This window comes from Pseudomonas sp. TSO6, from assembly GCF_056098905.1.
The window spans coordinates 36,444-58,856 of sequence record NZ_JBLZWV010000042.1; the positions used below are offsets into that span (position 1 = coordinate 36,444).

Sequence of the window (22,413 nt, forward strand, 5' to 3'; positions counted from 1 at the left end):
CGCTTTCCTTTCAGGTACGCAGTGGCTTGATTGCCATGCTGGTATTCGGTGCCACGTCGTTGCTTTGCACACTGCTGGCCGGGCGGCTGTTCCAGTGCGGCAGCAGCACCAGCGCCGAGAACAGCGCGCAGCCAGCGAACACGATGAACACCGTGACGCCGTCGAAATACCCGGGTAGCAGCCCACCCAGCACCGCCCCCACCGAGCCGCAACCATTGACGAATCCGGCGGCAGTGGCACCCGCCTTGGCAGTACCGAAGTCGATGGCAGCGGCGCCGCTGATCATTGAGTCGGGCCCGTACAGGGTCAGGCCCATGACGAACAGCAAGGCCACCACCAGCATCACGCTACCGGTGTGCATGGCCGCCATGAACGCCGCCAGGGTCATGGTCAGCAGCACCAGGCTGATCACGCAGGCCGGCATGCGCCGGGCGCCGAACAGTTTGTCGGAGGCCAGGCCGATCATGATCGGACCAAGCAACCCCGCCAGCTCGAAGGCGGTCGGGATGATTGCCGCGCCGACCTTGCCTACTGAAGGCATCTGCTCGAACACGATCACCGGCCCCCACAGCAGGATGGCGTAGCGCGCCGGCTTCAACAGGAAGTACGCAAGCCCCAAAGTCAGCACCGTGCGGTTGCGCAGGATCTCCCTCAGCGGCGCCCACACGCTGCACAGGTTGTCGGCCGGGGCCATGCTCTGTGGCTCGGGCTCCACCGCCGGCAGGCCGACATCCTCAGGCTTGTTGCGCTGCAGGAAGAAAAACAGCACGGCCACCAAAGCCACCACGGCGGCACTGGAGAAGAACGCTGCGTGCCAGGTACCCACCAGGGTATAGGCCCACCACCCCGCGAACGGTGAGGCCACCAGGCCGCCGAAGGCATAGCAGGAACTCCACAGGCCCAGTACCCGCCCACGCTGCGAGGCCGGGAAGAAGCTGCCGATGTTCTTGCACAAACCGGCCCAGCCGGTGGACTGCGCCAGGCCCTGCACCAGCATGCAGGTGGCAAAGATCGGGAAGGTGGCGTAACTGCCCATCACCACCGCTGCCACAGCAGAAATCAGCAACCCGCCAAGCACCACCACCCGCGGGCCGAAGCGGTCGGCGAGCATGCCCCAGGTGAACTGGCCCACGGCGTAGGCGGCCAGGTAGATGGCGTCGAGGTTGGCCATGGCGGCCTTGTCGAGCATGAAGCTTGGGTCTTCAGCGATGCCGAGCTTGGCTACCGAGAAGGCTTTGCGGGTGAAATAGAAGGCGGCGTAGGCCAGCCAGGTGATGGCGAAAATCTGGATGCGCCAGCGTTTGAACGCGGCTAGGGATTGATTCATGTGAGTCTGACCTCTTGCTCAAGTGTGCCGGCAGAATGTGAAGAAACGCCTGTCTTGTTCTTGTGTTACGCACAGCGATGACGAGGCTGTCATCGGGTCAGATGGCACCGTGTGGGTACCATGGCCCAGGCGGCATTTGTGGTGCCAGCATCGGGCTGACATCTATGGAAACAGTTGCGCTAAGATAAATAAAATCGATTTATCGTATTACACACATAAGCCAAGCTTGTTACTGAGGTCAGCCATGTCGGTTTCCCACGCACAACTCAAGGCCTTCCATGCGGTGGCCGTGCACGGCAGCTTTACCCGCGCTGCGCAAAAGCTGTTCCTGACCCAGCCAGCGGTGTCGGACCAGGTGCGCAAACTGGAGGAGCGCTTCGGCGTATTGCTGTTCCACCGCAACAAGCGTTCGGTGCAACTCACCGACCTTGGCGAGCGCCTGCTGGGCATCAGCCAGCGCCTGTTCGCCTGCGAGGCCGAGGCCCAGGAGCTGCTGCACGATTCGCGCGCGCTGCACACCGGCAGCCTGGTGCTGGCAGTGGATGCCCCGGTGCACGTGCTGCCGCAGGTCGCCCGCTTCTGCCAGCGCTACCCGGGCATTCAGGTGAAGATCGAAACGGGCAATACCGACGAATCGCTTGCGCGGCTGTTCAGCTATCAGGCCGACCTGGCCCTGCTCGGGCGGGATGTCGACGATGAACGCCTGCATTGCCTGCCGCTGCGCCGCGACCCGATGGTGGCGTTTGTGTCCCACCATCACCCCTGGGCCAGCCGTGGCTCGATCAGCCTTGCCGACCTTGATGACATGCCACTGGTGCTGCGCGAGCCCGGCTCGGTGACGCGACAGACGCTGGAAGAAGAGATGCAACGCGCGGGTTTGCGGATTCGCCCGGCGATCCAGGTGGAAGGCCGCGAAGCGGCGCGGGAAGCGGTGGTGGTGGGGATTGGCGTGGGCGTGGTGTCAGCGGCGGAGTTTGGCGCCGATGCGCGGGTGTGTGCGTTGCCGATCGTGGATTGTCAGCGGCATTTGACCGAGACGCTGGTGTGCCTGAGCGAGCAGCGTACGCGGCGTGTCGTGGCGACCTTTTTGCAGGTGGTCGAGGAAGGGTTGTAAGCCTGTACCGGCCCTTTCGCAGCACAAGGCTGCTCCTACAGAGGCATGCGGTAACCTGTAGGAGCAGCCTTGTGCTGCGAAGAGGCCAGTGCAGGCCACCCGACTATGCTGGGTTAACTTCAACCCCCGGCACACTAACCATGCTCTACCGCTTTGCCGCCGACACCCTGGTCCTGCTGCACCTGGCCTTCATCCTGCTAGTGCTGTTCGGCGGCCTGCTGGTGCTCAAGTGGCGCCCTGCCCTGTTAATCCACTTGCCGGCCCTGGCCTGGGGCCTGGCGGTGGAGTGCCTGCACCTGGGCTGCCCGCTCACCACCTGGGAAAACCGCATGCGCAGCGCAGCCGGGGGCGCAGGCTACCAGGGCGGCTTTGTCGAGCACTACATCTGGCCACTGATCTACCCCGCCGGGCTGACACCGCACACTCAATTGCTGTTGGGCAGCATCGTGCTGCTGCTCAACCTGGGCATCTACAGCTACGTGGCCTGGCGCTGGCGCCGGCCTAGCGGGTAGCGATCACGAACAACCGCGGGAACGGCAGCAGCACCTTGCCATCGGTAGCCGGCGGGTAGTCGCGCTGCATGGCCTGCAAGTACATCTGCAGGAAGTCAGCCTGCTCCTGGTCATCAAGCCTGGCCAGGTAAGGCCGCAACGCCGAACCCTTGAACCACTCCACCACCGCTTCGGCGCCGCCCACCAAAGGGTGGTGATAGGTGGTGCGCCACACATCCACTCGCGCACACAGCGGGCTGAGCAAGTCGTAGTAGAACGCCGCACCGTGCCGTGGCGGCAACTGGAAATCGGCGAATTTCGCCGCCCAGGGGCCTTGGCTGGCAATCTCGCGCAACTGCCGATGGGCCGGTTCGTCAAGGTTGTCGGGGGTCTGCACGGCCAGGCTGGCGCCTTCACTCAACTGGCGTACCAGGTGCGGGTACAGCGAGGCGTGGTCAGGTACCCATTGCAGCGAGGCATTGGCCAGGATCAGGTCCTGCGGCTCGGGGGCAGACCAGCCGGCAATGTCGGCGATGACCGTACGTACCCGTGGGATGCACAGCCGTTTGCGCTCGCGGGCCTTGTCGATCATGTCCGGGTCGCTGTCCAGCGCGGTCACCTGGGCATCGGGGTAGCGTTGCAGCAACACCTCGGTGGAATTGCCCGGGCCGCAGCCCAGGTCGGTGGCATGGCGCACCGGGCGTGGCGGGATGGCGGCGAGCAGGTCGCGCACCGCGCGGGTGCGTTCGTCTTCGAACAGGGAATACTGGTTGGCGGACCAAGCCATGTGGGGCTCCTTTTGGGCGGGCAATGTGCCTAGCATATGCCATCTGTCGACTGTGAGGGCCCTATCGCCGGCAAGCCAGCTCCCACAGGGACAGTGCAACACTTGAAGGCGATGATGCCCTTGTGGGAGCTGGCTTGCCGGCGATGAGGCCTTGACCCGTTTTCAGAAATCCCAGCGGGTAGTCACCATGACGTTGCGTGGCTCGCCGTAATAGCCACTGTAGAACGTGGTATCCAGCGCACTGAGGTACTTCTTGTCGAACAGGTTGTTGACGTTCAGCGTGGTGGAAAGCTGGTCAGTGATCTGATAACGGCCCATCAGGTTGAACACGGCGAACTGCCCTTGCTTGGCTTTGACGGTGCCAAGCTCGGCAGGCGCGGCAGTGAAGTGCGTGCCGCTCTGCCAGTTCATGCCACCACCCACGGTCAGGCGGTCCAGCTCGTCCGGCAGGCGGTAGGTGGTCCACAGCTTGACCATGTTGGCCGGAAACACCGTGTTGATGCGCTCGCCGTCGGCGTCCTTGATGATGCTGTGGTTGTAGCTGGCGCTGAGGTTCCAGCCCGGCTGCAACTCACCGCTGGCTTCCACTTCGAAGCCACGCGTGGTGGCACCGGAAATCGCTTCATAGGCCGCCGTGGTGGTACCTGGCACAACTCGGCCTGGGTCGACCACGGCAAGGTTGTCCTGCTTGATCTCGAACGCGGCGACGCTGGTTTGCAAGCGCCCGTCAAAATACTCGCTTTTCAGGCCGACTTCGTAGTTGTCGCCCTCGCGCGGCGCCAGCGTTGCGCCGCTGGCATCACGTACCGTCTGCGGCTTGAAGATACTGGTGTAGCTGGCATAGACCGAGTGAATGTCGTTCAGCGCGTAGACCACACCGGCATAGGGCGTTACCACGCCGCTTTCACGGTTACCCGGGATTTTGTTCGGCTGCGTGCTGAGGTCGTAGCGGTAGCGGTAGTTACTGACCCGGGCGCCCAGGATGAGCGACAGGTCGTCGGTGGGCCGCAGGCGCGTCGCCAGGTAGGTACCACTCTGGTAGATGCTGGTATCGCCGTCATACAGCTTGCCGTTGGCGGTGTTGGGCTTGGTGGTGTAGTTGTCCCATGTGTAGAAGTTGACCCGGGTGCCCTCGATCTCGGTGCCGCGCAGCGGGTCGTGGTGGTTCTGGTAGCGGGAGAAGTTGTAGCCCAGCACCAGGTCATGTTCGCGGCCGAATGCCCGGAACGGCCCCTTGAGCTGCGCATCCACACCCACCTGCTTCTGCCATGTACTGCCGGCGCCGCCGTACAGGCGCACGCCTTCGCCGGTCTGCTTGTCGGGGAAGCCCCAGCTGGCGGTGGCCAGGCGGTAGTCGTCGCGGTTGATGTACATCTGGTTCACTGCCAGCCGCAGGCTCCAGTCGTGGCCCAGTTTCTGTTCGAGGCTGGCGAACGTGTTCAGTGCGTCCTGGGGGTTGCTGCTCCAGCGCGCGGCGCTATTGGTGGAGCGGGAAAAGTCGGTTTGCTCACCATTGCTGTAGAACAGCGGGAACGCCACCGAGGACGAGCCCTCTGGCCGGTTGCGCTGATAGTCGGCGCCCACGGTGAGCAAGGTGGTGTCGCTCAGGTCGGCCTCAAGGATGCCGTAGAACACCTGCTTTTCCTGGTGGTAGTGGTCGACGAAGCTGTCGTTCTGCTGGTAGGCGGCAACCATGCGCCCGCGCACATTGCCGTTGGGGGTCAACGGCCCGGACAGGTCGACCTCGGTGCGGTACTTGTTCCACGACCCCAGCCCAGCGCTGACATGCCCCTTGAACTCGGCGGTGGGCCGCTTGCGCACCAGGTTGATGGTGGCAGAAGGGTCACCTGCGCCAGTCAGCAGGCCGGTGGCACCGCGCAGCACCTCCACATGGTCATAGATGGCCATGTCGGCGAGGCTTTGCGCCGACACCTGGCTGACGATATCGAGGGTGGTGGGAATGCCGTCGAACTGGTAGTTGTCTACCGAATAGCCACGCGAGTAGATGTTGAACCGCTCACTGCCCAGGCTTTGGACCGACAGGCCTGGGGTTTGCTGCAGCACTTCGGTGAGGTCGTTCAGGCCCTGGTCGTCCATGCGCTGGCGGGTGACCACGCTGATCGACTGCGGCGTTTCCCGTGGCGACAGGTCAAGCCCTGTACCGGCGCGCGTAGTGCCCAAGGTGTAGGCACCGGTGCCGTCGGTGGTGTTGCCATAACGCTGGCTGTCGATGTTGATAGCGCCCAGTTCCAGCGCCATGCCGCTGGCCGGCGCGCCGATCAGGTAACCCTCCCCCGCCCGCTGCAGCTGCAGACCAGAGCCGGCGAGCAGCTGTTGCAAGGCCTGGGCGACGCTCATGCGCCCTTGCACGGCCGCCGCCTGACGGCCCTCGGCAGCATCCGTGGAAAACAGGATGCGGGTGCCGGTCTGCTGGGCCAGGGCGTTTAGCGAGCGGTCCAGGCGTTGGGCCGGAATGTCCAGGCTGAAGGTGGCATCCTGCGCCTGGACGGTGGCGCAGGTCAGCAGGCTGGCAGCCAGCAGCGTCAGCGGTGAAAGGTGGTAACCCATGTGTTCCCCATACGATTCAAGTGACTTCATGGGGATGGCGGCTGGCCCTGGGAGAATGTTGATGTGCCAATGAAAATAATTATCGGTTGCCTGTTCTGGCTCTTTCGCGGGCTTGCCCGCCCCCCAGGATATCCGAACCATCGGATTCACCTCTGTAACCTGTGGGAGCGGGCAAGCCCGCGAAAAGGCCGGTGCAGGCGATCAGTCAACCCGGCCAATGACCAAGCCCCCATCAGCCGCGCGCACCACCGTCACAGGCAACACCGCTGGCAACTGCTCCAGCAGTGCCCGCACCTGCCGGCTGTCGAACTCACCCGACAAGCGCAAACCCCTGGTACGTTCATCCGCCAGCTGCAATGGCACCTCGCTGTAGCGCTGCAAATCCACAATCGCATCGCGCAACGGTGTGCCGTCAAAACGCAACACCGAGCTGCGCCAGGCCTCCATCGCACCTGACGCCACGGCCTGCACCTCGCCCAACTCGCCAGCAGCAGCGAGCAGTTGCTGCCCGGCCCGCAGTGGCTGCACGGTGCCGTGCCCAATGCCGACCTCGACCGCCCCCTCGAGCACCCCTACCCGCACGCCACGCACATCGCTGCGCACATCGAACACCGTACCGATATCACGCACCCGCACGCCCTGGCTGTGCACAATGAACGGCGCATCGGCATGCACTACGGTAAACCGCGCCTGCCCTTCGAACAGTTCTAGCTGCCGGCTGCGCAGGTGCCGTTCAATCTGCAGGCGGCTACCCGAATCCAGCAGCACCTGGCTGCCGTCCGCCAGCACCAGCTCGCGCTGCGCGCCCACGGCCACCCGCACCTGCTCGGTATGCCAGGCAGGGTCTAGCCACCACAGGCTGCCCGCCAGCAGCAATGACAGCAGGCTGGCCTTGGCCGCCTTGCCGGCCTTGCGCCGGCGTGCGGTCATGGCTTTGCCTTCGGCGAGCAACGCCTCGCGGGACGCCACCCGCTCACGCAGGGCTTCGCTGAACGCCTCCAACGGGTCGGCCTGGGCCTTGCTTTCACGCTTGCCCTGGCTCATGCCCGCGCCTCGCCATGCAGGCGCCGGGCCGGTTCCCAGCGGCTGGCGATGGTACGCATCGCCCGGTTGAAGTGCTGGGTGACCATGTTGACCGAAATCTCCAGCTCGGCGGCAATGTCACGCTGAGCCATGCCATGGATGCGGTGCAGCAGGAACACCTGGCGCTGACGTGCCGGCAGGGCTTCGATAATCGCCAGCAGGGCATGCAGCTGTTGCTCGAAATCCAGCTCGCGGGCACCGTCCCAGCTGTCCAGGGCGGGTTCGTCATGGCTCGCGGCAGCCAGGTGAGCCGCACGCAGCGATTCGGCGCGCACCCGGTCGATGGCCCGGTTGAAGGTGACCTTGCGCAGAAATGCCAGCGGCAGCGAAATGCGCTGGCGGGGTGGCTTGTCGAGAATCTGCAGGTAGACGTCGTGCACCAGGTCGCGAGCAAAATGGCGGTCGCGAAAGCGCTGGCGGATGTAGCGAACCAGGTCGTCATAGTGCAACGCCAGCGCGTCGAGCAGTTCCTGGTTGGGCGGTGTATTAGACATGGAGGGCCGGCGATGAGGCCGGAACTGACTACCTATGCGTGAAGTCAGTCCATGTATGCGCATGCCCATGAAGCCCTACATCGCCCTCGCCATACTGGCCCTCATCGGCGCGGCCGCCCTGCTCGGCTCGCCGTGGATGAACCAGCGCTTCCACATGCCCGCAGAAAAAACCCAGGCCCAACAACGCGAAACGGCCGGGTCCCCAAGGGAGCCGGCCGTTTCCAGACACGAGTGACGCTTAGTGCTGCTTGCTGCTGCCAGAGCGGATCTGGTGCACCACGCCCATTGCCACCACGACTGCCGCCGCGATACCGGTGGAGATCACCAGGATCTGGTAGTCAGGCATGAAGGCCATGGTTACCAGGGCGGCGACGATGAACGCGATCACCAGGTAGGTCAGCCACGGGAACAGCCACATCTTCAGGCGCACTTCCTTGCCTTCGGCAATCAGCTTGCGGCGCATGCGCAGTTGCGAGAAGGCAATCACCAGGTACACCAGCAGGGCGATCATGCCCGTGGTGTTCATCAAGGTATCCAGCACGTCTTTCGGGCGCAGGGTCTCGCTGAAGTTGATCAGCGCACACACCACGGCCACGGCGCACGAGCCCATGATCGCGTACACCGGTACACCGGTGCCGGCACGGGTGATCTTGAAGAACGACGGCGCATCGCCACGCTGAGCCAGGGAGAACAACATGCGCGAAGCGGTGTAGTGGCCCGAGATCAGGCAGCTGCTCACCGAAGTCAGCACCACGAAGTTCATCAGCAGCTCGGCATACGGCACGCCCAGCAGTTCCAAGGTACGGCGATAGGCGCCATAGCCGGAAACGCCCAGGTGCGGGTCGTTCCACGGTACCAGGCAGACGATCAGGAAGATCGAACCGACGTAGAACAGGCACACCCGCCATACCACCGAGTTGGTGGCCTTGACGATCTGCGCAGCCGGGTCCTTGGCCTCGGAAGCTGCGATGGTGACAATTTCGGCGCCCAGGAAGGCGAACATCACCCCAAGCAGCGCACCGATCACGGTGGTGATGCCATTGGGCATGAAGCCTTCGGCGGTGAGGTGGCTGATGCCACGCACTTCACCGAACTGCCACACGTTCATCACGGCAGCGGTACACACGATCAGGAAGCAGACGATCGCGATCACCTTGATCAAGGCGAACCAGAACTCGAACTCACCGTAGTGCTTGACGTTGAAGAAGTTGACGGTGATCAGCAGCAGGGTCGTGGCCAGCACGAACACATTGACGCTAACGTCGGGGAAGAAGCCATGCAGGATCTTGCCCGCCACATAGGCTTCCCAGGCCATGAGGATGACCCAGTACCACCAGTACAGCCAGCCGATGGTGAAACCGGCCCAGCGGCCAATGGCGCGGTCGGCGTAGGTGGAGAACGAGCCGGTGTCTGGCGAGGAAGTCGCCATTTCACCCAGCATGCGCATGATCAGTACCACCAGGATGCCGCCCGCCAGGTAGGCCAGGACAGCGGCTGGGCCGGCGCTGTGGATCACGCTGCCGGAACCGACGAACAAGGCGCCGCCAATTACCCCGGCGATCGACATCATCGTCAGGTGGCGCGACTTCAGCGAGGCACTGAGCTTGCTCTCGTGCCCGCCTTTCGCGGTGGTGGTTGTGGATGTTGCGTCCATCAGTTGTGTACCCCGTGCTTCTTTTTATCCAAGGAAAACCGTGAAACCCCGATGGCTGGCGGTTTCACCTGTACATCAGTGCTAATGCGGGCAGGATGGTGTGAACGAACACACGCAGGCCCTCCATGGCGGCCTGCTGACGCGCCCCAGGACGACTGCCTGGAGCGAACTGAACATGCTTTATGTGGCGATATCCGACACCTAATGTAAAAATGTCCGACGCAGAGAGCCATGCACAGTGGCATGAATCTCGCACTGCACTGTACAGGTCGCCCTTGCAGTACACCCTGCAGACGCCAGGCGATACGCACCCTGAAGGCCCCGAATGTTCGAATTACATCCAGACTCCTCCACCCCGCTGGTCAACCAGATCATCGACGGGTTGCGTGAGTTGATCGACAACCAGACCCTGAAGCCGGGCGCCAAGGTGCCGTCTATCCGCGCCTTTGCCGCGAGCTATTCGGTGAGTACTTTCACCGTCGTCGAGGCCTATGATCGCCTGGTCGCCCAGGGGCTGCTGGTGAGCCGTGGCAATGCGGGGTTCTTCGTCAACCGTGCGGCGGGCGAGCTACTGGAACGGCACAATACCGAGGTTGACGCCAGTCGACCAACGTTCAACTCCGAGTGGTACCTGCAGCAAATCTTCGAGATCCGCCAGTTGCCCTACAAACCGGGGTGCGGATGGCTGCCTAACGACTGGATGTACGAAGAAGGCCTGCGTCGGGGGCTGCGCCAGGTGGCGGGAAGCCCGCTGGAACTGTCGGGCTACGGCGACCCCATGGGCCTGATGGAGCTGCGTACGCTGACTGCGCAGAATTTGCAGCAAGAGCTTTCCATCGTCGCCAACCCGGCGCAGCTGATGCTCACCCACGGCGCCAGCCAGGCCCTGGACCTGGCCGCACGCACCCTGGTGCGCCCTGGCGATGTGGTGCTGGTGGACGACCCCGGCTACCCCAACCTGATGAGCATCCTGCGTACCCAGGGCGCGACGCTGGTCGGCGTGCCACGCACCCCGGCCGGCTACGACCTGAACCAGCTGGAACAATTGCTCACCCACCACCGCCCGACGGCGTTCTTCACCCAGCCGCACCTGCACAGCCCGACCTGCTCACGGACACCGCTGCCGCAGTTGCATCGCCTGCTGCAGCTGGCCAGCCAGCACGGCTTCCGCCTGGTGGAGAACAACCTGTACGCCGACATGGTCGCCGAGCCGCAGCCATGCCTGGCCAGCCTCGACCACCTGCAGCAGGTGGTGTACGTGGGCAGCTACTCCAAGAGCATCTCGCCCAATGTGCGGGTCGGCTACATGCTGGCCAACCCCGAGCTGATGCAGAAACTGCTGCACCTGAAGATGCGCTCAGGCCTCACCACCTCGCAAGTGATGGAGCGTGTGGTGTACGCCGCGATCATCGACGGCCGCTGGCGCAAGCACCTCAAGCGCCTGCGCCAGCGGCTGGCCGAGGCGCATCAGGAAGTTGGCCGGCATCTGCATCGATTGGGCTTCGAACTGTTCACCGAATCGGATGAAGGCATGTACATCTGGACCCGCCACCCGGCGATTCCGGACAGTGCCGCATTGCTGGATGATGCGCTGGAGAAAGGCATCATGCTTGGGCCTGGGCAGTTGTTCATGGTCGATGCCAAAGCGACCGGGTGGATGCGCTTCAATGTGGCGTTCAGTACGGACCCGGCGATGTGGGAGTTGCTGGAGAAGGTGTTCGTCAAGCATGTACGCCGGGGTGGGGTGTAGGAGGCGGCGAGCGCACGTACAGCGAAAAGATACAAATGATAATGACTCGTAGTAATATGTTGCGCTTCAAGCCCCAGCAACCCCGACAGCGCACTGCCAATGACCACTCAAGCCCCCGCCCCCCGTGTGCTGGTGGTCGATGACCACCGCAAGATCCGCGAGCCTTTGGCCACCTACCTGCGCAGGCACCACTTCGAAGTGCGCACTGCCGAAGATGCCGGGGGGATGTGGCAGCTGCTCAAGCAGCAGGCTTTCGATGTGGTGGTGCTGGATGTGATGCTGCCCGACGGTGATGGCTTCGACCTGTGCCAGCAACTACACCGGCGCTGGAACCTGCCGCTGATCCTGCTGACCGCCCGTGACACCACAGCCGACCGTATCCGCGGCCTGGACCTGGGTGCCGACGACTACCTGACCAAGCCTTTCGAGCCCCGTGAGCTTGTCGCCCGTCTGAACAGTGTGTTGCGCCGTCATCAGGTTACTCAGGCACGACTGCAGGCAAGTACCGTGGTGGCGAAACCCCAGCGCTACCGGTTTGCCGGTTGGCAGTTCTGTAGCAGTAGCGCGACCCTGAGCCGCGACAGCATGCCCACCGTGCAATTGAGCACGGCAGAAAGCCGGCTGTTACAGGTCATGCTGGCCCACCCCCACAGCCCCCTGACCCGTGAGCGTCTTGTGGACCTGACCGCCGCCCACGACAGCGACATCAGTGACCGCGCCATCGACCGCCAGGTCAGTCGCCTGCGCCGCAAGCTGGCCTACGACCCACAGGCCCCCGAGCTGCTGCGTACCCTGTGGGGCAGCGGTTACGTGCTGGCCGCCGATGTCATGCATGACTAGGCTGCGCCAGTGCTGGCCAAAGCGCCTGCTGCATCAACTGAGCCTGTTGCTGTGCCTGGCCCTGGTTGCGTCGCACCTGATCGGCATCGTGCTGCTGCACCACCACGGCAGCTTGTTGCACCCGCTGTCACGCAATGCCAGCCTGGAGCGCCTGGCCACGGCGTACCATGCCGCCCGCGATCTGCCACCTGGACAAAGCAGCAAGTTGCTGGCGCACATGGGCAATCGCGAGACACGCTTCTGGGTTGCCCGGCAACCGGAGGTGGAGCCATTTTCCCCGCGTGCCGAAGAACAACGCCTGGCCAACGACCTGCGCTCGCGCCTGGCGTTGCCCGCCGAAAACAGCCTGACTTTGCAGCTGGAACGGGCCAACGGTGCCAACGCCCGCAGCCACCTGCTCAGCCCTGCCGGCTGGGCACCGCTGCAACTGCGCAGCAGCCTGGCCATAGGCAACGGCCTGTTCCTCAACGCCATCCAGCATCCCAGTGGCGCATATCAGTGGGGCAGCGTGCTGGCCTACAGCCTACCGGTGACTACCTTGCCCGTGCTGTTGGTGGTGGTCTTCTGCATCAGCCGCGTGCTGCGCCCGGTCAAATCGCTGGCCCGGGCTACCGAGCGGGTCAGCCGAGGCGAATGGATCGCGCCTCTGCCCCTGGCCGGCCCTGCTGAAGCCCGCGAACTGACGCACGCCTTCAACACCATGCAGGCCAGCCTGGCACGCCATGTCGAAGGCCGTACACGGCTGCTGGCGGCAATCAGCCATGACTTGAACACGCCCCTGACTGAACTACGCCTGCAGGTGGAGCTGCTGGAGCCAGGTGAGGCGCGGGACGACATGCTTGAGAGCCTGGAAGAGCTGGCGACGATGCTGCGTGAAACGCTGGGTTTTGTGCGCGATGACGCAGTGCAGGAGCCTACCCGGCGTATCGCCATAGAAATGTTGCTGGGCGAGCTGACTCGCCGCTACGGCATGCTGGGGCACACTTTGATCCTAGGCAAACGTGCCGATGTCTACCTGTATTGCCGGCCCTTGGCGTTAAAGCGGGCACTGACCAACCTGATCGACAATGCACTGAAGCATGGCGGGACGGCGCAGGTTGACGTGAACGTGCAGGCCGGGATGATCGTGCTGGAGATTCTCGACCAGGGGCCCGGGCTGCCGGAAGCGTGGCTGGAAAAGGTGTTCGAGCCATTTGTGCAGCTGGGGCACGGCAACGGGGGGCTGGGATTGGGGCTGGCGATTTCCCGGGCATGCGTACAGGCACATGGCGGCGAACTGGTGCTGGAAAACCGGCAACCGACGGGGTTATGTGCAGTGCTGAAGTTGCCGCAGTCCCTGGAAGACCCCAAGTGCCTGGTGTGAGAAAACTGTACTCAGAGCTACGTAAGCCTTGTAGGAGCGGCCTTGTGTCGCGAAAGGGCCCGCGCCCCGGCAAGGCCGCTCCTGCAGATGACCGTGACTGCTCGGGATAGCGCGCGCGCCCGGAAATGGATAAGCATCCACCTTAGAAGTTGTAGGTAGCCCCCATCCACAATGTGCGCCCGTAGTTCACCGTGCCGTAGGTTTCGTCATCCAGGCGCTTGTCGGTGATGTTGTTCAACGACGCGTTGAGGGTCAGGGCATCGGTAACATCAAGCGACCCGCCGATATCCGCCGTGGTGTAGCCCGGCGCGCTTTCGGCCGTGACCGTATTGCCATTTTCCTCGCCGTAGTAGCTCACCGCTGCCCAGGCCTGGGCGCGGTCGCTCAAGCGCCATTCACTGCGCAGGCTGGCCTTCTGCTTGGGCGTCAGGGCCAATGGCGCACCGGCGTTGGCACCACTTTTCTGTTCTGAATCGGTATAGGTGTAGTTACCCTTGAGCAGCACATCCCGGCTGATATCCCACTGCCCGGTCAGCTCCACACCGCGGATCACCGCCTTGTCGACGTTAACCCGGTCCATGACGATATAGCCGTTCCACAGCCGGTCAGTCGTCACCGTCGAAAGCTTGTCCTGGAAGTCGTTGTAGAACAACGTTGCACCGGCCTGCAGATTGTCGCGGTTCGACCACAGCGCCGAGACTTCATAGTTGGTGCTGGTTTCCGGCTTCAGGTCGGGGTTGCCGAGCATCACGAAGCGGTTACGTCGCAAATAGGCATAGCCCTCCACCACCGCCCGCAGTTCCGGCGCCTTGAAACCACGGGCCACGCCGCCCTTGAAGGTCCACTGGTCGGTTGCTCGCCATACACCGTACAGCCGCGGGCTGAAGTGGTTGCCGTACTGCTCGTGGTCATCCAGGCGTAGGCCGGCAGTCAGGGCGAAGGTATCGGTCACCGACCATTCGTTTTCGGCGAACAGCGCTTTCTGGCTCACCTTGAACTCACGATTTATCCGGTCACCCAACCCCTGGTTCCAATCCGTGACCTGGCTCTGCTGCCATTGCGTGCCGACGGTGGTGGTGTTGTGCGCGGTGGGGATCACCAGCTTGGCGTCGAACACACGGTTGCGGATTTCCGGCTTGCGTCCGTAAATGTCGGTCTGATCGGGCGTCGCCTTGCCTTCGCGGCTGGTGGTTTCCTGGTAGAGGGCGATGTCTGACGTTGCCCAACCCCAGCGGCCCTGGTGTGACAGAGACCAGTGATCGCGGTTGTTTTCCTGCTCGCGGGTAGCCCAGTTGGCGCTCAGGCCATCGCCGTTTTTCAGGCGCGTGGCGCCCGCTTCCAGCAGGATGTCGTGGTCGATGGTCGGGGTGAAAGACAGGCGCGTGGTCAGGTCCTTGTGGTCGGCCTTGCTGTGGCCATTGGTCAGTTCCAGGTCGTCGTCGGCCTGGCGGTTCAGGTATCGGCCCCACACCTGCAACCCCAGCAGGTCCTCTTTCAGCGGCCCGCTCAGGTAGAAACTGGTTTGCCCGGCGTTACCCTCGTCACTGTGCTGACGCAGCGAGTAGTCATAGCCGATCGACCCGCCCCACTCCGGCGCCACCTTGCGGGTGATGACGTTGATCACCCCGCCGATGGCATCGGAACCATACAGCGACGACATCGGCCCGCGGACCACCTCGATGCGCTCGATGGCGGCCGCCGGCGGCACGAAACTCTGCTCGTAACCGGCATTGCCGTTGACCCGCGACTCGCGAGCGCTCTGGCGCTTGCCGTCGACAAGGATCAGCGTGTAGTCGCCGGGCATGCCGCGAATGGAGATATCGGTTTCGTTGGCGCCGCCGTTCACTGTCACACCTTCCACGTCACGCACCGCGTCGCCCAGGTCGCGGTACGACTTGCGGCGCAGGTCTTCGCCTTCGATCACGGTGATCGACGCAGGGGCATCCTCTACACGCTGCTCATAGCCGGCAGCGGTAACGACCATTTCTTCGAGGGTTAGCGCTACCGGCTGCACAGCTGCGGTTTCGGCATGCAGCGGGCCAGCGATAAGGGCGGTGAACGTGGAGGAGCAGCAGATGAGACGGCGTGTTGCGGACATGCAGGTGACCCTGTGGATTCGTTGTGAATGGGAATCCTAATCACCTGCATCTTTGTAGCTGGGACAAAGTGTGACAGCTTCAACGCACCTTGTCGTCAGACTTGCCCTTGCTCCACACGACCTGCCCGTGCCAGCACAGCGTTCAGCAGTACATCAGCGCCCTGTCGGGCATCATCAGGCAGCACGTCTTCAGCCTCGTTGTGGCTCAAGCCGCCAACGCAGGGGATGAACACCATCGCCGTCGGGCAGTACCGCGCCAACAGGATGGCATCGTGACCCGCCCCGCTGACAATCGATTGCTGCGCATAACCAAGGCCGTCCACCGCTTGCTGCACGGCAGCCACGCAGTCGGCATCGAACGGGGTCGCCGGGCTCACCCAGTGGCGCTCGATACGCACTTGCAGGCCGCGCTGGCTGGCGATGGCTTGCAGCTTCAGGGTCAGCTCGCGCTCCATGGCTTCGATGGCCTCGTCGCGGTGGTGGCGCAGGTCGACCGTGAACTGCAGCAGGCCGGGAATGGTGTTGCGCGAGGACTTGGCAATGGAGAGCTCACCTACGGTGGTCAGGCCTTCGGGGGCAAAGTCCGCTGCCAGTTGCTCAACGGCCTGGATCATCCGCGCGGTGCCGTACAGCGCATCCTTGCGCAGCGGCATCGGCGTGGTGCCGGCGTGTGCCGCCATGCCCTCGACCGTCACGTCCAGCCAGCGGATGGCCTGGCCACCACTGACCACGCCAATGGCCTTGGCGTTGTCTTCAAGGATCGGGCCTTGTTCGATATGCGCCTCGAAATAGGCATCCACCTCGCCGCCCAGCGGGCGTTGGCCGGCGTACCCGGTGCGGCGCAGCTCGTCGGCGACGCTGACGCCATCGGCATCGCGAATGGCCAGCGCCTCGGCCAGCGCGAGGCTGCCGGTGAACACCGCCGAGCCAAACATGGCCGGGGTGAAGCGCGCGCCCTCCTCGTTGGTCCATACGGCAATTTCCAGTGGCTTGCGGGTCTGGATGTCCAGATCGTTCAGGCGGCGCACCACCTCCAGGCCGGCCAGCACGCCATAGACGCCATCGAAACGGCCCCCTTCGGGCTGGGTGTCGAGGTGGCTGCCCATCATGACCGGGGCGGCATGCGGGTCACTGCCGGCACGGCGGGCGAACAGGTTGCCGATGGCATCTACCGACAGGCTAAGGCCCGCTTCGCGGCACCAGTGGCTGAACAGTTCACGGCCGGCTTTGTCCTCGTCGCTGAGGGCCAGGCGGCAGCTGCCGCCGCGGGCGGTGGCGCCCACTTCGGCCATGGCCATCAGGCTCGCCCACAGGCGTTCGCCATTGCTTTTCAACATATGCGGGTACTCCAGGATAATTGGGGTTCGATCAGGCCAGTTCCAGGCGCTGGCTACGGGCGTATTGGCGGGCCAAGGCGAGCACGCAAACCAGCGAAATAGTGGCGATCAGGGTGTAGAAGGCTGCCATCGGCCACCATTGGCCGCTGAAGGTATGGGCCAGCCAGGTGCCAATCAGCGGGGTCAGGCCGCCGGCGATGGCGCCGCAGATCTGATAGGCCAGGGAAATGGCGGTGTAGCGCACGCGGGTTTCGAACATGCCGCTGACATAGCCGGCAATCACCGCGTAGAAGGAGGCCATGCAGGCGGCGGCCAGGGCGATGCCAAGCACGATCAACGGGCCCTGGCCCGAGCTGACCAGCACGAACATCGGGTAGGGCGAGGCCATCGCCAGCAGCGCGACCAGCGCCAGGAAGCGCGTCGCGCCGACCTTTTCCGACAGCCACGCCGCCAGCGGCTGCACACAGAGCTGGATGACCGCCACAAAGAACAGGCATTCAAGGATCAACGAGCGCTCCAGGTGCAACTGCTGGGTGGTGTAGCTGATCATGAAGGTGTTGGTGAAATAGACCCCGGCAATGCCCAGGGTGTTGGCGCCGATGCACAGCAACAGCGGGCGCCAGGCGGTGCGCAGCACTTCAAACACTGGCGCCTGCTCCTTGCGCCGGGCCTTTTGCGCCTGCTCGCGGCTGGCGATGAACTCGGGTGACTCATTCACCCCCAGGCGAATTGCCAGGCCCACCAGCAGCAACAGCGCGCTGGCCAGGAACGGCACGCGCCAGCCCCAGCTCATCAGTTCCTCTTCAGGCAGGCGGGTAACCGCGCCAAAGGCCAGCAGCGACAGAATCAGGCCAGCCGGGCTGCCCAGCTGGGCGAACGAGGCGAAGAAGTTACGCCGGCCCTTGGGCGCATGCTCACCCGCCATCAATACCGCCCCGCCCCACTCGCCGCCCACGGCAATGCCCTGAACGATGCGCAGCAGGATCAACAGCACCGGCGCGGTGGCGCCGATCTGCGCGTAAGTCGGTAGCAGGCCGATGCACACGGTAACGATGCCCATCATCAGCAGGGTGATGACCAGCGACTTCTTGCGGCCGATTCGGTCGCCCACGTGACCGAAGACGATGCCGCCCAGCGGCCGGGCGAAGAAACCGACGGCGAAGGTCCCGAACGCGGCCATGGTGCTGAACAGGCTGTCGTCAGAGGGGAAGAACAAGGCACCGAACACCAGGGCGGCGGCGGTGGCGTAGATGTAGAAGTCGTACCACTCGATCATGGTACCGATGAACGCGGCGGCGGCTGCACGGCGCGGCTGGGCGGAAGCGGTGGGGTTCATGGGGGCTCCTTTGCTTGTTGTTCTGGCAGGAGTTGCTGGGACACGGTGGCCCTCTGGTGGCGCTTGGCCTGCTGGTTCGGTGCTGGTTTCTCGCGGGCAAGCCCGCGAAGAAGCCGACGCCGACGCACCAGGCTCCAATGCATGCGATTTATCGGCTCAGGGCTATGATTAGTCAATTTTCTATTTATTATTCGAACTATTAACCACGCTTATTATCGAGCCCCCGCCATGCCTGACCGCCTGCTCAACGACCGCCTCGACTGGAACCTGCTGCGCACCTTCCGGGTCATCGGCCAGGAGCTGTCCATCAGCCGCGCCGCCGCCCGCCTACACCTCACTCAACCGGCGGTAAGCCAGGCGCTCAAGCGCCTTGAAGAGCAGCTCGGCCGCCAGCTCATCGCCCGCCGCGGGCCGCGCTTCGTGCTGACAGAAATGGGCGACCAGCTGTTCCAGCTGGCCGGCGAGGTGTATGGGCAAATGTCGCAGATCGGCGGCTTGCTGGAGCAACCGGCAGACGAAGTGGTGGGCAAGGTGCGCCTGCTGATGATCAGCCGCATCGTCAGCGAACGCTTCGACAACTTCCTTGCCGACTTCCACCGCCAGCGCCCGCGGGTGGAACTGGAAATCGACGTGATGCGCAGCTCCGACATCGTCGCCGCCCTGCAGGAAAAAACCGCCACAGCGGGCCTTAGCCTCACCCGGCGTGCACAGCCACGGCTGGAACAGCGGCTGTTCCTGCGCCAGCGCTATGCGTTTTTCTGCGGCAAGCACCATGCCCTGTTCGGCCAGGCCGAAGGCGACCTGCAACGGGAGAATTTCGTCAGTTTTACCAGCGACCAGATTGGCGGCATGTTGTCACCGCTGACCATTTTCCGTGACCTGCAAGGGTTTGCCGGGCGGATCGTGGCCTCATCGCCAAGCCTTGAGGAAGTACGCCGGCTGGTGATCGCCGGATTCGGCATCGGCTGCCTGCCCGAGCATGTGGTGGCACCGGATGTCGAAGCGGGGTTGCTGTGGAAGCTGCCGCCGCAGGAAGGGATTGCCGATGTGGATATTCACCTGTTGTGGAACAAGGAACAGCGGTTCAGCAGGGCGGAAGAGGTGTTTATCGAGGCGTTGCAGCGGGTCATAACCTAACGCTTCTGAGCGGCTCCATAGACCTCGCGCGCTCGCGCTTGCTTATAGGTCATCCAGAGACACCGGTACGCCTTTTTCACCCAGCCTGGACTTGGCCAATTCACTCAATTCGAGATCTTCCAGGCGCTTCATCATGGATTCGTACAGTTTGGCCGGAACCATGTAACCCATCACACGATTGTGGTTAAGCACGGCAACAGGCATGCCAGCGGCACCGGCCATTACCGCAGATGGGTTCTTTTTCAGTTCCGATACGCTTACGGTCACACTTGCAAAGATTTTCTGCATTATTCCGGCTCGAATCAGGACCATATTTTGGTCCATATATAGGACGTAAACAAGCCTACGCTCTTAGACACTGCCGTGCCTCAGCCTTGTCATCTATATCAACAGGCGAAAGCCCCCCGGCCATGTCATGCGTAAGTCAAAGTCCGTCATTTACCGGCTGTACGTGCTTCACTTGGATGGCTTGCATCCCTGCATCACTGCAACTCACTTAGAGGAGCCATCCCATGAACATCGACCTCGGCGGGCGCACCGCCATCATCAGCGGCTCGACCGGCGGTATTGGTCTGGCCATCGCCCGTGGCCTGGCCCGCGCCAATGCCGACGTGGTCATTGCCGGCCGCAGCCAGAAGTCGCTGGACGCCGCCCTGGCCGAAGTCAGCAAGCAAGGTGGCCGTGGCCAGGTACACGGCGTGGTCGCCGACCTGGGTACCGCCGCCGGTGCCGAAATCTTGTTCGCAGCCCACCCACGGGCCGACATCCTGATCAACAACCTGGGCATCTACGACGACGTCGACTTCTTCGAGGTGGACGACAGCGAGTGGGCGCGCTTCTACGAAACCAACGTGCTTAGCGGTGTGCGCCTGGCACGCCACTATGCCCCGGGTATGGTTGAAAAAGGCTGGGGGCGCATCCTGTTCATTTCCTCGGAATCGGGTATCGCCATCCCTGCCGACATGATCAACTACGGCGTGACCAAGGCCGCCAACCTGGCCGTTTCCCATGGCCTGGCCAAGCGCCTGGCTGGCACCGGGGTTACCGTGAACGCGGTGTTGCCGGGCCCGACCCTGACCGATGGCGTGACCGCGATGGTGGCCGATGCAGCGCAGGCCTCCGGGCGCAGCATTCGTGAAGAGGCGGACAACTTCGTTCGCACCGCGCGGCCAAGTTCGATCATCCAGCGCGTCGCCGATGTCGATGAGGTTGCCCACCTGGTGGTGTACCTCGCCTCCCCTTATTCCTCCGCCACCACCGGCGCAGCCCTGCGGGTCGACGGCGGCGTGGTCGACAGCCTCGCTATCTGAATTCAATTGGAGGTATTCGGGGAAAACTTGGATCCCATTCTATGACAAGGTATGCTGGGCAATAGCTATACGCCACTACCCTGGCGGGCTTCGTGCCTGCCTTCAAGGACGAAGCCTTTGCCCAGCCACCCTACCCGCCATACCATTGCCCGCCAGTGGCAGCTGCTCAAGTTGCTGCCCGGCCGCCACCCGGGCATGAGCTCCACCCAGTTGCAGGCCGCCCTCACGACCGTGGGCCATACCACCAGCAAACGCACCGTCGAACGCGACCTGGTCGAGCTCGCCGCGCTGTTCCCGTTGCAGTGCAACAGTAAAGGCATGCCGTACGGTTGGTACTGGCAACCCGGCCTGAGTCTGGGCGAAGCGCAGCAGCTGCAACCCGACGTGCTTATGCCCCCGGACCAAGTTGAACTGCATGCCTGGGTTGATGACGCGTTGGCCCTGCGCCTGGAGCAATCACCCCTGTCCGCAGACATGCAACTGACGCCGCAAGCGAGCGGCGGCGCCACGCTGGTGGCCACTGTTGACGACAACCGGGCGCTGATGGGCTGGTTACTGTCGCAAGCGGGCTCTATCCGCATCCACGCCCCGCAGGCACTGCGCGTGGCCATGCTCGAACAGTTGCGCCAGAGCCTGGCGCTGCACGAGGGTAGTTGTTGACCGGCAGGCAAAAGTCATTGTCCCGCGGGCCGCTTTTTCCCCAAGCCTGGCCTGCGCAGAATTCGCTCCTGACAACGCATCTTTCAGGAGTACTCGATGACACGCTTCAAGCCCTTGCTACTGGCCGTCGCCCTGGCGACCACTGCCCAGGCCACGTTGGCCGCCGACTGGCAGGCCTCGCCCTACGGCAAACAGGATGAAATCGGCGCCGCAAACCTGCTCACCCCGGAGGTGGTCAAGCAGGCTGTCGGCCTGGTCAAGACCGGCAAGACCTACCCCCTGGCCGTGCCCGTGAGCAAGGACTTGCCCGCATTCCGCCACCGCAGCTTCCACCTTTACAACATCCAGCCCGGCGAACAGGCGGGCCAGACCCTGGGCCGCAACAAGTTCAGCTTCAACGATGAACTGGTCAACGGCTGGACCGGCGTCGGCACCCAGCTCAACGGCATCGGCCATATCGGCATCGACAACGTCTACTACAACGGCAACAAGGCGGCCGACTTTGTCACCGTCGAAGGCGTGACCAGGCTGGGCGTGGAAAAAGTACCGCCGATGGTCACCCGTGGTGTGGTGCTGGACATGACGGCCTACTACGGCAAGGCCATCGTCCCGGGCGGCACTGCGTTTACCGTCGCTGACATCAAGGCCGTGCTGAAGAAACAAGGCATTACCCTGCGCAAGGGTGATGTGGTGCTGTTCAATACCGGTTGGCTGGAGCTGATCGGCAACGACAACCAGCAATTCCTTGCCACCGAGCCGGGCATCGACCTGCCGGCGGCCGAATGGCTGGCGGACCAGGGCATCGTCGCCTTTGGTGGCGATACCTGGGCCTCCGAGGTGTACCCGAACCCGAGCGGCGAAGAGTTCCCGGTCAATCAGTTCATGCTGGCCAAACGGGGTATCTACAACCTGGAACTGATCGACACGCGTGCGCTGGTGCAAGACAAGGCGTTCGAGTTCCTGTTCGTGCTGGGCCAGCCGCTGTACAAAGGCTCGACCCAGGTGAACATCAACCCGGTGGCCATTCACTGATCGCCGGACTGGCTGGTTTTCGAAGGTGGGGC

20 protein-coding genes are annotated in these 22,413 nt (G+C 63.4%); 10 read left to right on the forward strand and 10 right to left on the reverse strand.

Annotated elements, in window-relative coordinates; genetic code table 11:
- Window positions 1-10 precede the first annotated feature (10 nt).
- A complete protein-coding gene (locus ACN6NG_RS18820; RefSeq protein WP_016500404.1) occupies window positions 11-1,327 on the reverse strand; it encodes an MFS transporter in 1,317 nt (438 codons plus the stop codon).
- A 244-nt stretch (window positions 1,328-1,571) separates the two neighbouring features.
- Between ACN6NG_RS18820 and ACN6NG_RS18825 the strand changes: the two genes are divergently transcribed.
- A complete protein-coding gene (locus tag ACN6NG_RS18825; protein ID WP_016500405.1) occupies window positions 1,572-2,441 on the forward strand; it encodes a LysR substrate-binding domain-containing protein in 870 nt (289 codons plus the stop codon).
- Between the two features lie 140 nt (window positions 2,442-2,581).
- Complete coding sequence (locus tag ACN6NG_RS18830; RefSeq protein ID WP_016500406.1) at window positions 2,582-2,953, forward strand: DUF2784 domain-containing protein; 372 nt, start codon at window positions 2,582-2,584, stop codon at window positions 2,951-2,953.
- Here ACN6NG_RS18830 and tam read toward each other — a convergent pair.
- The 4 genes from tam to ACN6NG_RS18850 all read right to left on the reverse strand — a co-directional run bounded on the left by tam (window position 2,943) and on the right by ACN6NG_RS18850 (window position 7,864).
- Complete coding sequence (tam, locus tag ACN6NG_RS18835) at window positions 2,943-3,719, reverse strand: trans-aconitate 2-methyltransferase (protein WP_353455109.1); 777 nt, start codon at window positions 3,717-3,719, stop codon at window positions 2,943-2,945. The two genes, ACN6NG_RS18830 and tam, sit on opposite strands and share 11 nt — an antisense overlap.
- Window positions 3,720-3,881: 162 nt before the next feature.
- On the reverse strand, window positions 3,882-6,287 hold the full coding sequence (locus tag ACN6NG_RS18840; RefSeq protein WP_474315490.1) for a TonB-dependent siderophore receptor: 2,406 nt from the start codon (window positions 6,285-6,287) through the stop codon (window positions 3,882-3,884).
- 201 nt (window positions 6,288-6,488) lie between these two features.
- Window positions 6,489-7,331 (reverse strand): FecR family protein, encoded by an 843-nt coding sequence (locus ACN6NG_RS18845; protein ID WP_063422850.1) that lies wholly within the window; start codon window positions 7,329-7,331, stop codon window positions 6,489-6,491.
- Window positions 7,328-7,864 (reverse strand): RNA polymerase sigma factor, encoded by a 537-nt coding sequence (locus ACN6NG_RS18850; RefSeq protein ID WP_016500410.1) that lies wholly within the window; start codon window positions 7,862-7,864, stop codon window positions 7,328-7,330. The genes ACN6NG_RS18845 and ACN6NG_RS18850 overlap by 4 nt, the downstream gene beginning before the upstream one ends.
- A gap of 55 nt (window positions 7,865-7,919) precedes the next feature.
- On the opposite strand from ACN6NG_RS18850, the gene ACN6NG_RS18855 reads away from it, so the two are divergent.
- Window positions 7,920-8,099 carry a hypothetical protein gene (locus tag ACN6NG_RS18855; RefSeq protein ID WP_063426997.1) on the forward strand — a complete coding sequence of 60 codons (180 nt, stop codon included), beginning with the start codon at window positions 7,920-7,922 and terminating at the stop codon, window positions 8,097-8,099.
- Window positions 8,100-8,102: 3 nt separating this feature from the next.
- Here ACN6NG_RS18855 and ACN6NG_RS18860 read toward each other — a convergent pair whose 3' ends face one another.
- Window positions 8,103-9,518 (reverse strand): amino acid permease, encoded by a 1,416-nt coding sequence (locus ACN6NG_RS18860; protein WP_016486018.1) that lies wholly within the window; start codon window positions 9,516-9,518, stop codon window positions 8,103-8,105.
- 325 nt (window positions 9,519-9,843) lie between these two features.
- Between ACN6NG_RS18860 and ACN6NG_RS18865 the strand changes: the two genes are divergently transcribed.
- The 3 genes from ACN6NG_RS18865 to ACN6NG_RS18875 all read left to right on the forward strand — a co-directional run bounded on the left by ACN6NG_RS18865 (window position 9,844) and on the right by ACN6NG_RS18875 (window position 13,471).
- Entirely contained in the window at window positions 9,844-11,268 is a 1,425-nt protein-coding gene (locus ACN6NG_RS18865) for an aminotransferase-like domain-containing protein (RefSeq protein ID WP_474315494.1), read from the forward strand.
- Window positions 11,269-11,367: 99 nt separating this feature from the next.
- Complete coding sequence (locus ACN6NG_RS18870) at window positions 11,368-12,108, forward strand: response regulator (RefSeq protein ID WP_019470893.1); 741 nt, start codon at window positions 11,368-11,370, stop codon at window positions 12,106-12,108.
- A gap of 25 nt (window positions 12,109-12,133) precedes the next feature.
- The gene (locus tag ACN6NG_RS18875; RefSeq protein WP_353455210.1) at window positions 12,134-13,471 is read left to right on the forward strand and encodes a HAMP domain-containing sensor histidine kinase; all 1,338 of its coding nucleotides are present in this window, start codon (window positions 12,134-12,136) and stop codon (window positions 13,469-13,471) included.
- Window positions 13,472-13,613: 142 nt separating this feature from the next.
- Here the strand turns inward: ACN6NG_RS18875 and ACN6NG_RS18880 are convergent, their stop codons facing one another.
- From ACN6NG_RS18880 to ACN6NG_RS18890, 3 genes are all read right to left on the reverse strand, one after another.
- Window positions 13,614-15,569 carry a TonB-dependent receptor domain-containing protein gene (locus ACN6NG_RS18880; protein ID WP_474315497.1) on the reverse strand — a complete coding sequence of 652 codons (1,956 nt, stop codon included), beginning with the start codon at window positions 15,567-15,569 and terminating at the stop codon, window positions 13,614-13,616.
- A gap of 95 nt (window positions 15,570-15,664) precedes the next feature.
- Window positions 15,665-16,906, reverse strand: coding sequence for a Zn-dependent hydrolase (locus tag ACN6NG_RS18885; protein ID WP_474315498.1), 1,242 nt, complete (start codon window positions 16,904-16,906; stop codon window positions 15,665-15,667).
- 31 nt (window positions 16,907-16,937) lie between these two features.
- A complete protein-coding gene (locus tag ACN6NG_RS18890; RefSeq protein WP_474315500.1) occupies window positions 16,938-18,242 on the reverse strand; it encodes an MFS transporter in 1,305 nt (434 codons plus the stop codon).
- A 228-nt stretch (window positions 18,243-18,470) separates the two neighbouring features.
- On the opposite strand from ACN6NG_RS18890, the gene ACN6NG_RS18895 reads away from it, so the two are divergent.
- Window positions 18,471-19,379 carry a LysR family transcriptional regulator gene (locus ACN6NG_RS18895; protein ID WP_474315503.1) on the forward strand — a complete coding sequence of 303 codons (909 nt, stop codon included), beginning with the start codon at window positions 18,471-18,473 and terminating at the stop codon, window positions 19,377-19,379.
- A gap of 42 nt (window positions 19,380-19,421) precedes the next feature.
- Here the strand turns inward: ACN6NG_RS18895 and ACN6NG_RS18900 are convergent, their stop codons facing one another.
- Window positions 19,422-19,667 carry a type II toxin-antitoxin system Phd/YefM family antitoxin gene (locus ACN6NG_RS18900; protein ID WP_019473905.1) on the reverse strand — a complete coding sequence of 82 codons (246 nt, stop codon included), beginning with the start codon at window positions 19,665-19,667 and terminating at the stop codon, window positions 19,422-19,424.
- A gap of 224 nt (window positions 19,668-19,891) precedes the next feature.
- Between ACN6NG_RS18900 and ACN6NG_RS18905 the strand changes: the two genes are divergently transcribed.
- The 3 genes from ACN6NG_RS18905 (at window position 19,892) to ACN6NG_RS18915 (ending at window position 22,381) form a co-directional block, all read left to right on the forward strand.
- A complete protein-coding gene (locus ACN6NG_RS18905) occupies window positions 19,892-20,689 on the forward strand; it encodes an SDR family NAD(P)-dependent oxidoreductase (RefSeq protein WP_063427010.1) in 798 nt (265 codons plus the stop codon).
- A 117-nt stretch (window positions 20,690-20,806) separates the two neighbouring features.
- Window positions 20,807-21,349, forward strand: coding sequence for a WYL domain-containing protein (locus tag ACN6NG_RS18910; protein ID WP_063427012.1), 543 nt, complete (start codon window positions 20,807-20,809; stop codon window positions 21,347-21,349).
- A 96-nt stretch (window positions 21,350-21,445) separates the two neighbouring features.
- Window positions 21,446-22,381 carry a cyclase family protein gene (locus ACN6NG_RS18915; RefSeq protein WP_063427013.1) on the forward strand — a complete coding sequence of 312 codons (936 nt, stop codon included), beginning with the start codon at window positions 21,446-21,448 and terminating at the stop codon, window positions 22,379-22,381.
- Window positions 22,382-22,413: the final 32 nt, after the last annotated feature.

Bases quoted from the DNA above. Each gene is read 5' to 3' on its own strand.
- ACN6NG_RS18820 (WP_016500404.1), bottom strand. From the start codon at position 1,327: ATGAATCAATCCCTAGCCGCGTTCAAACGCTGGCGCATCCAGATTTTC.
- ACN6NG_RS18825 (WP_016500405.1), top strand. From the start codon at position 1,572: ATGTCGGTTTCCCACGCACAACTCAAGGCCTTCCATGCGGTGGCCGTG.
- ACN6NG_RS18830 (WP_016500406.1), top strand. From the start codon at position 2,582: ATGCTCTACCGCTTTGCCGCCGACACCCTGGTCCTGCTGCACCTGGCC.
- tam (WP_353455109.1), bottom strand. From the start codon at position 3,719: ATGGCTTGGTCCGCCAACCAGTATTCCCTGTTCGAAGACGAACGCACC.
- ACN6NG_RS18840 (WP_474315490.1), bottom strand. From the start codon at position 6,287: ATGGGTTACCACCTTTCACCGCTGACGCTGCTGGCTGCCAGCCTGCTG.
- ACN6NG_RS18845 (WP_063422850.1), bottom strand. From the start codon at position 7,331: ATGAGCCAGGGCAAGCGTGAAAGCAAGGCCCAGGCCGACCCGTTGGAG.
- ACN6NG_RS18850 (WP_016500410.1), bottom strand. From the start codon at position 7,864: ATGTCTAATACACCGCCCAACCAGGAACTGCTCGACGCGCTGGCGTTG.
- ACN6NG_RS18855 (WP_063426997.1), top strand. From the start codon at position 7,920: ATGCGCATGCCCATGAAGCCCTACATCGCCCTCGCCATACTGGCCCTC.
- ACN6NG_RS18860 (WP_016486018.1), bottom strand. From the start codon at position 9,518: ATGGACGCAACATCCACAACCACCACCGCGAAAGGCGGGCACGAGAGC.
- ACN6NG_RS18865 (WP_474315494.1), top strand. From the start codon at position 9,844: ATGTTCGAATTACATCCAGACTCCTCCACCCCGCTGGTCAACCAGATC.
- ACN6NG_RS18870 (WP_019470893.1), top strand. From the start codon at position 11,368: ATGACCACTCAAGCCCCCGCCCCCCGTGTGCTGGTGGTCGATGACCAC.
- ACN6NG_RS18880 (WP_474315497.1), bottom strand. From the start codon at position 15,569: ATGTCCGCAACACGCCGTCTCATCTGCTGCTCCTCCACGTTCACCGCC.
- ACN6NG_RS18885 (WP_474315498.1), bottom strand. From the start codon at position 16,906: ATGTTGAAAAGCAATGGCGAACGCCTGTGGGCGAGCCTGATGGCCATG.
- ACN6NG_RS18890 (WP_474315500.1), bottom strand. From the start codon at position 18,242: ATGAACCCCACCGCTTCCGCCCAGCCGCGCCGTGCAGCCGCCGCCGCG.
- ACN6NG_RS18895 (WP_474315503.1), top strand. From the start codon at position 18,471: ATGCCTGACCGCCTGCTCAACGACCGCCTCGACTGGAACCTGCTGCGC.
- ACN6NG_RS18900 (WP_019473905.1), bottom strand. From the start codon at position 19,667: ATGCAGAAAATCTTTGCAAGTGTGACCGTAAGCGTATCGGAACTGAAA.
- ACN6NG_RS18905 (WP_063427010.1), top strand. From the start codon at position 19,892: ATGAACATCGACCTCGGCGGGCGCACCGCCATCATCAGCGGCTCGACC.
- ACN6NG_RS18915 (WP_063427013.1), top strand. From the start codon at position 21,446: ATGACACGCTTCAAGCCCTTGCTACTGGCCGTCGCCCTGGCGACCACT.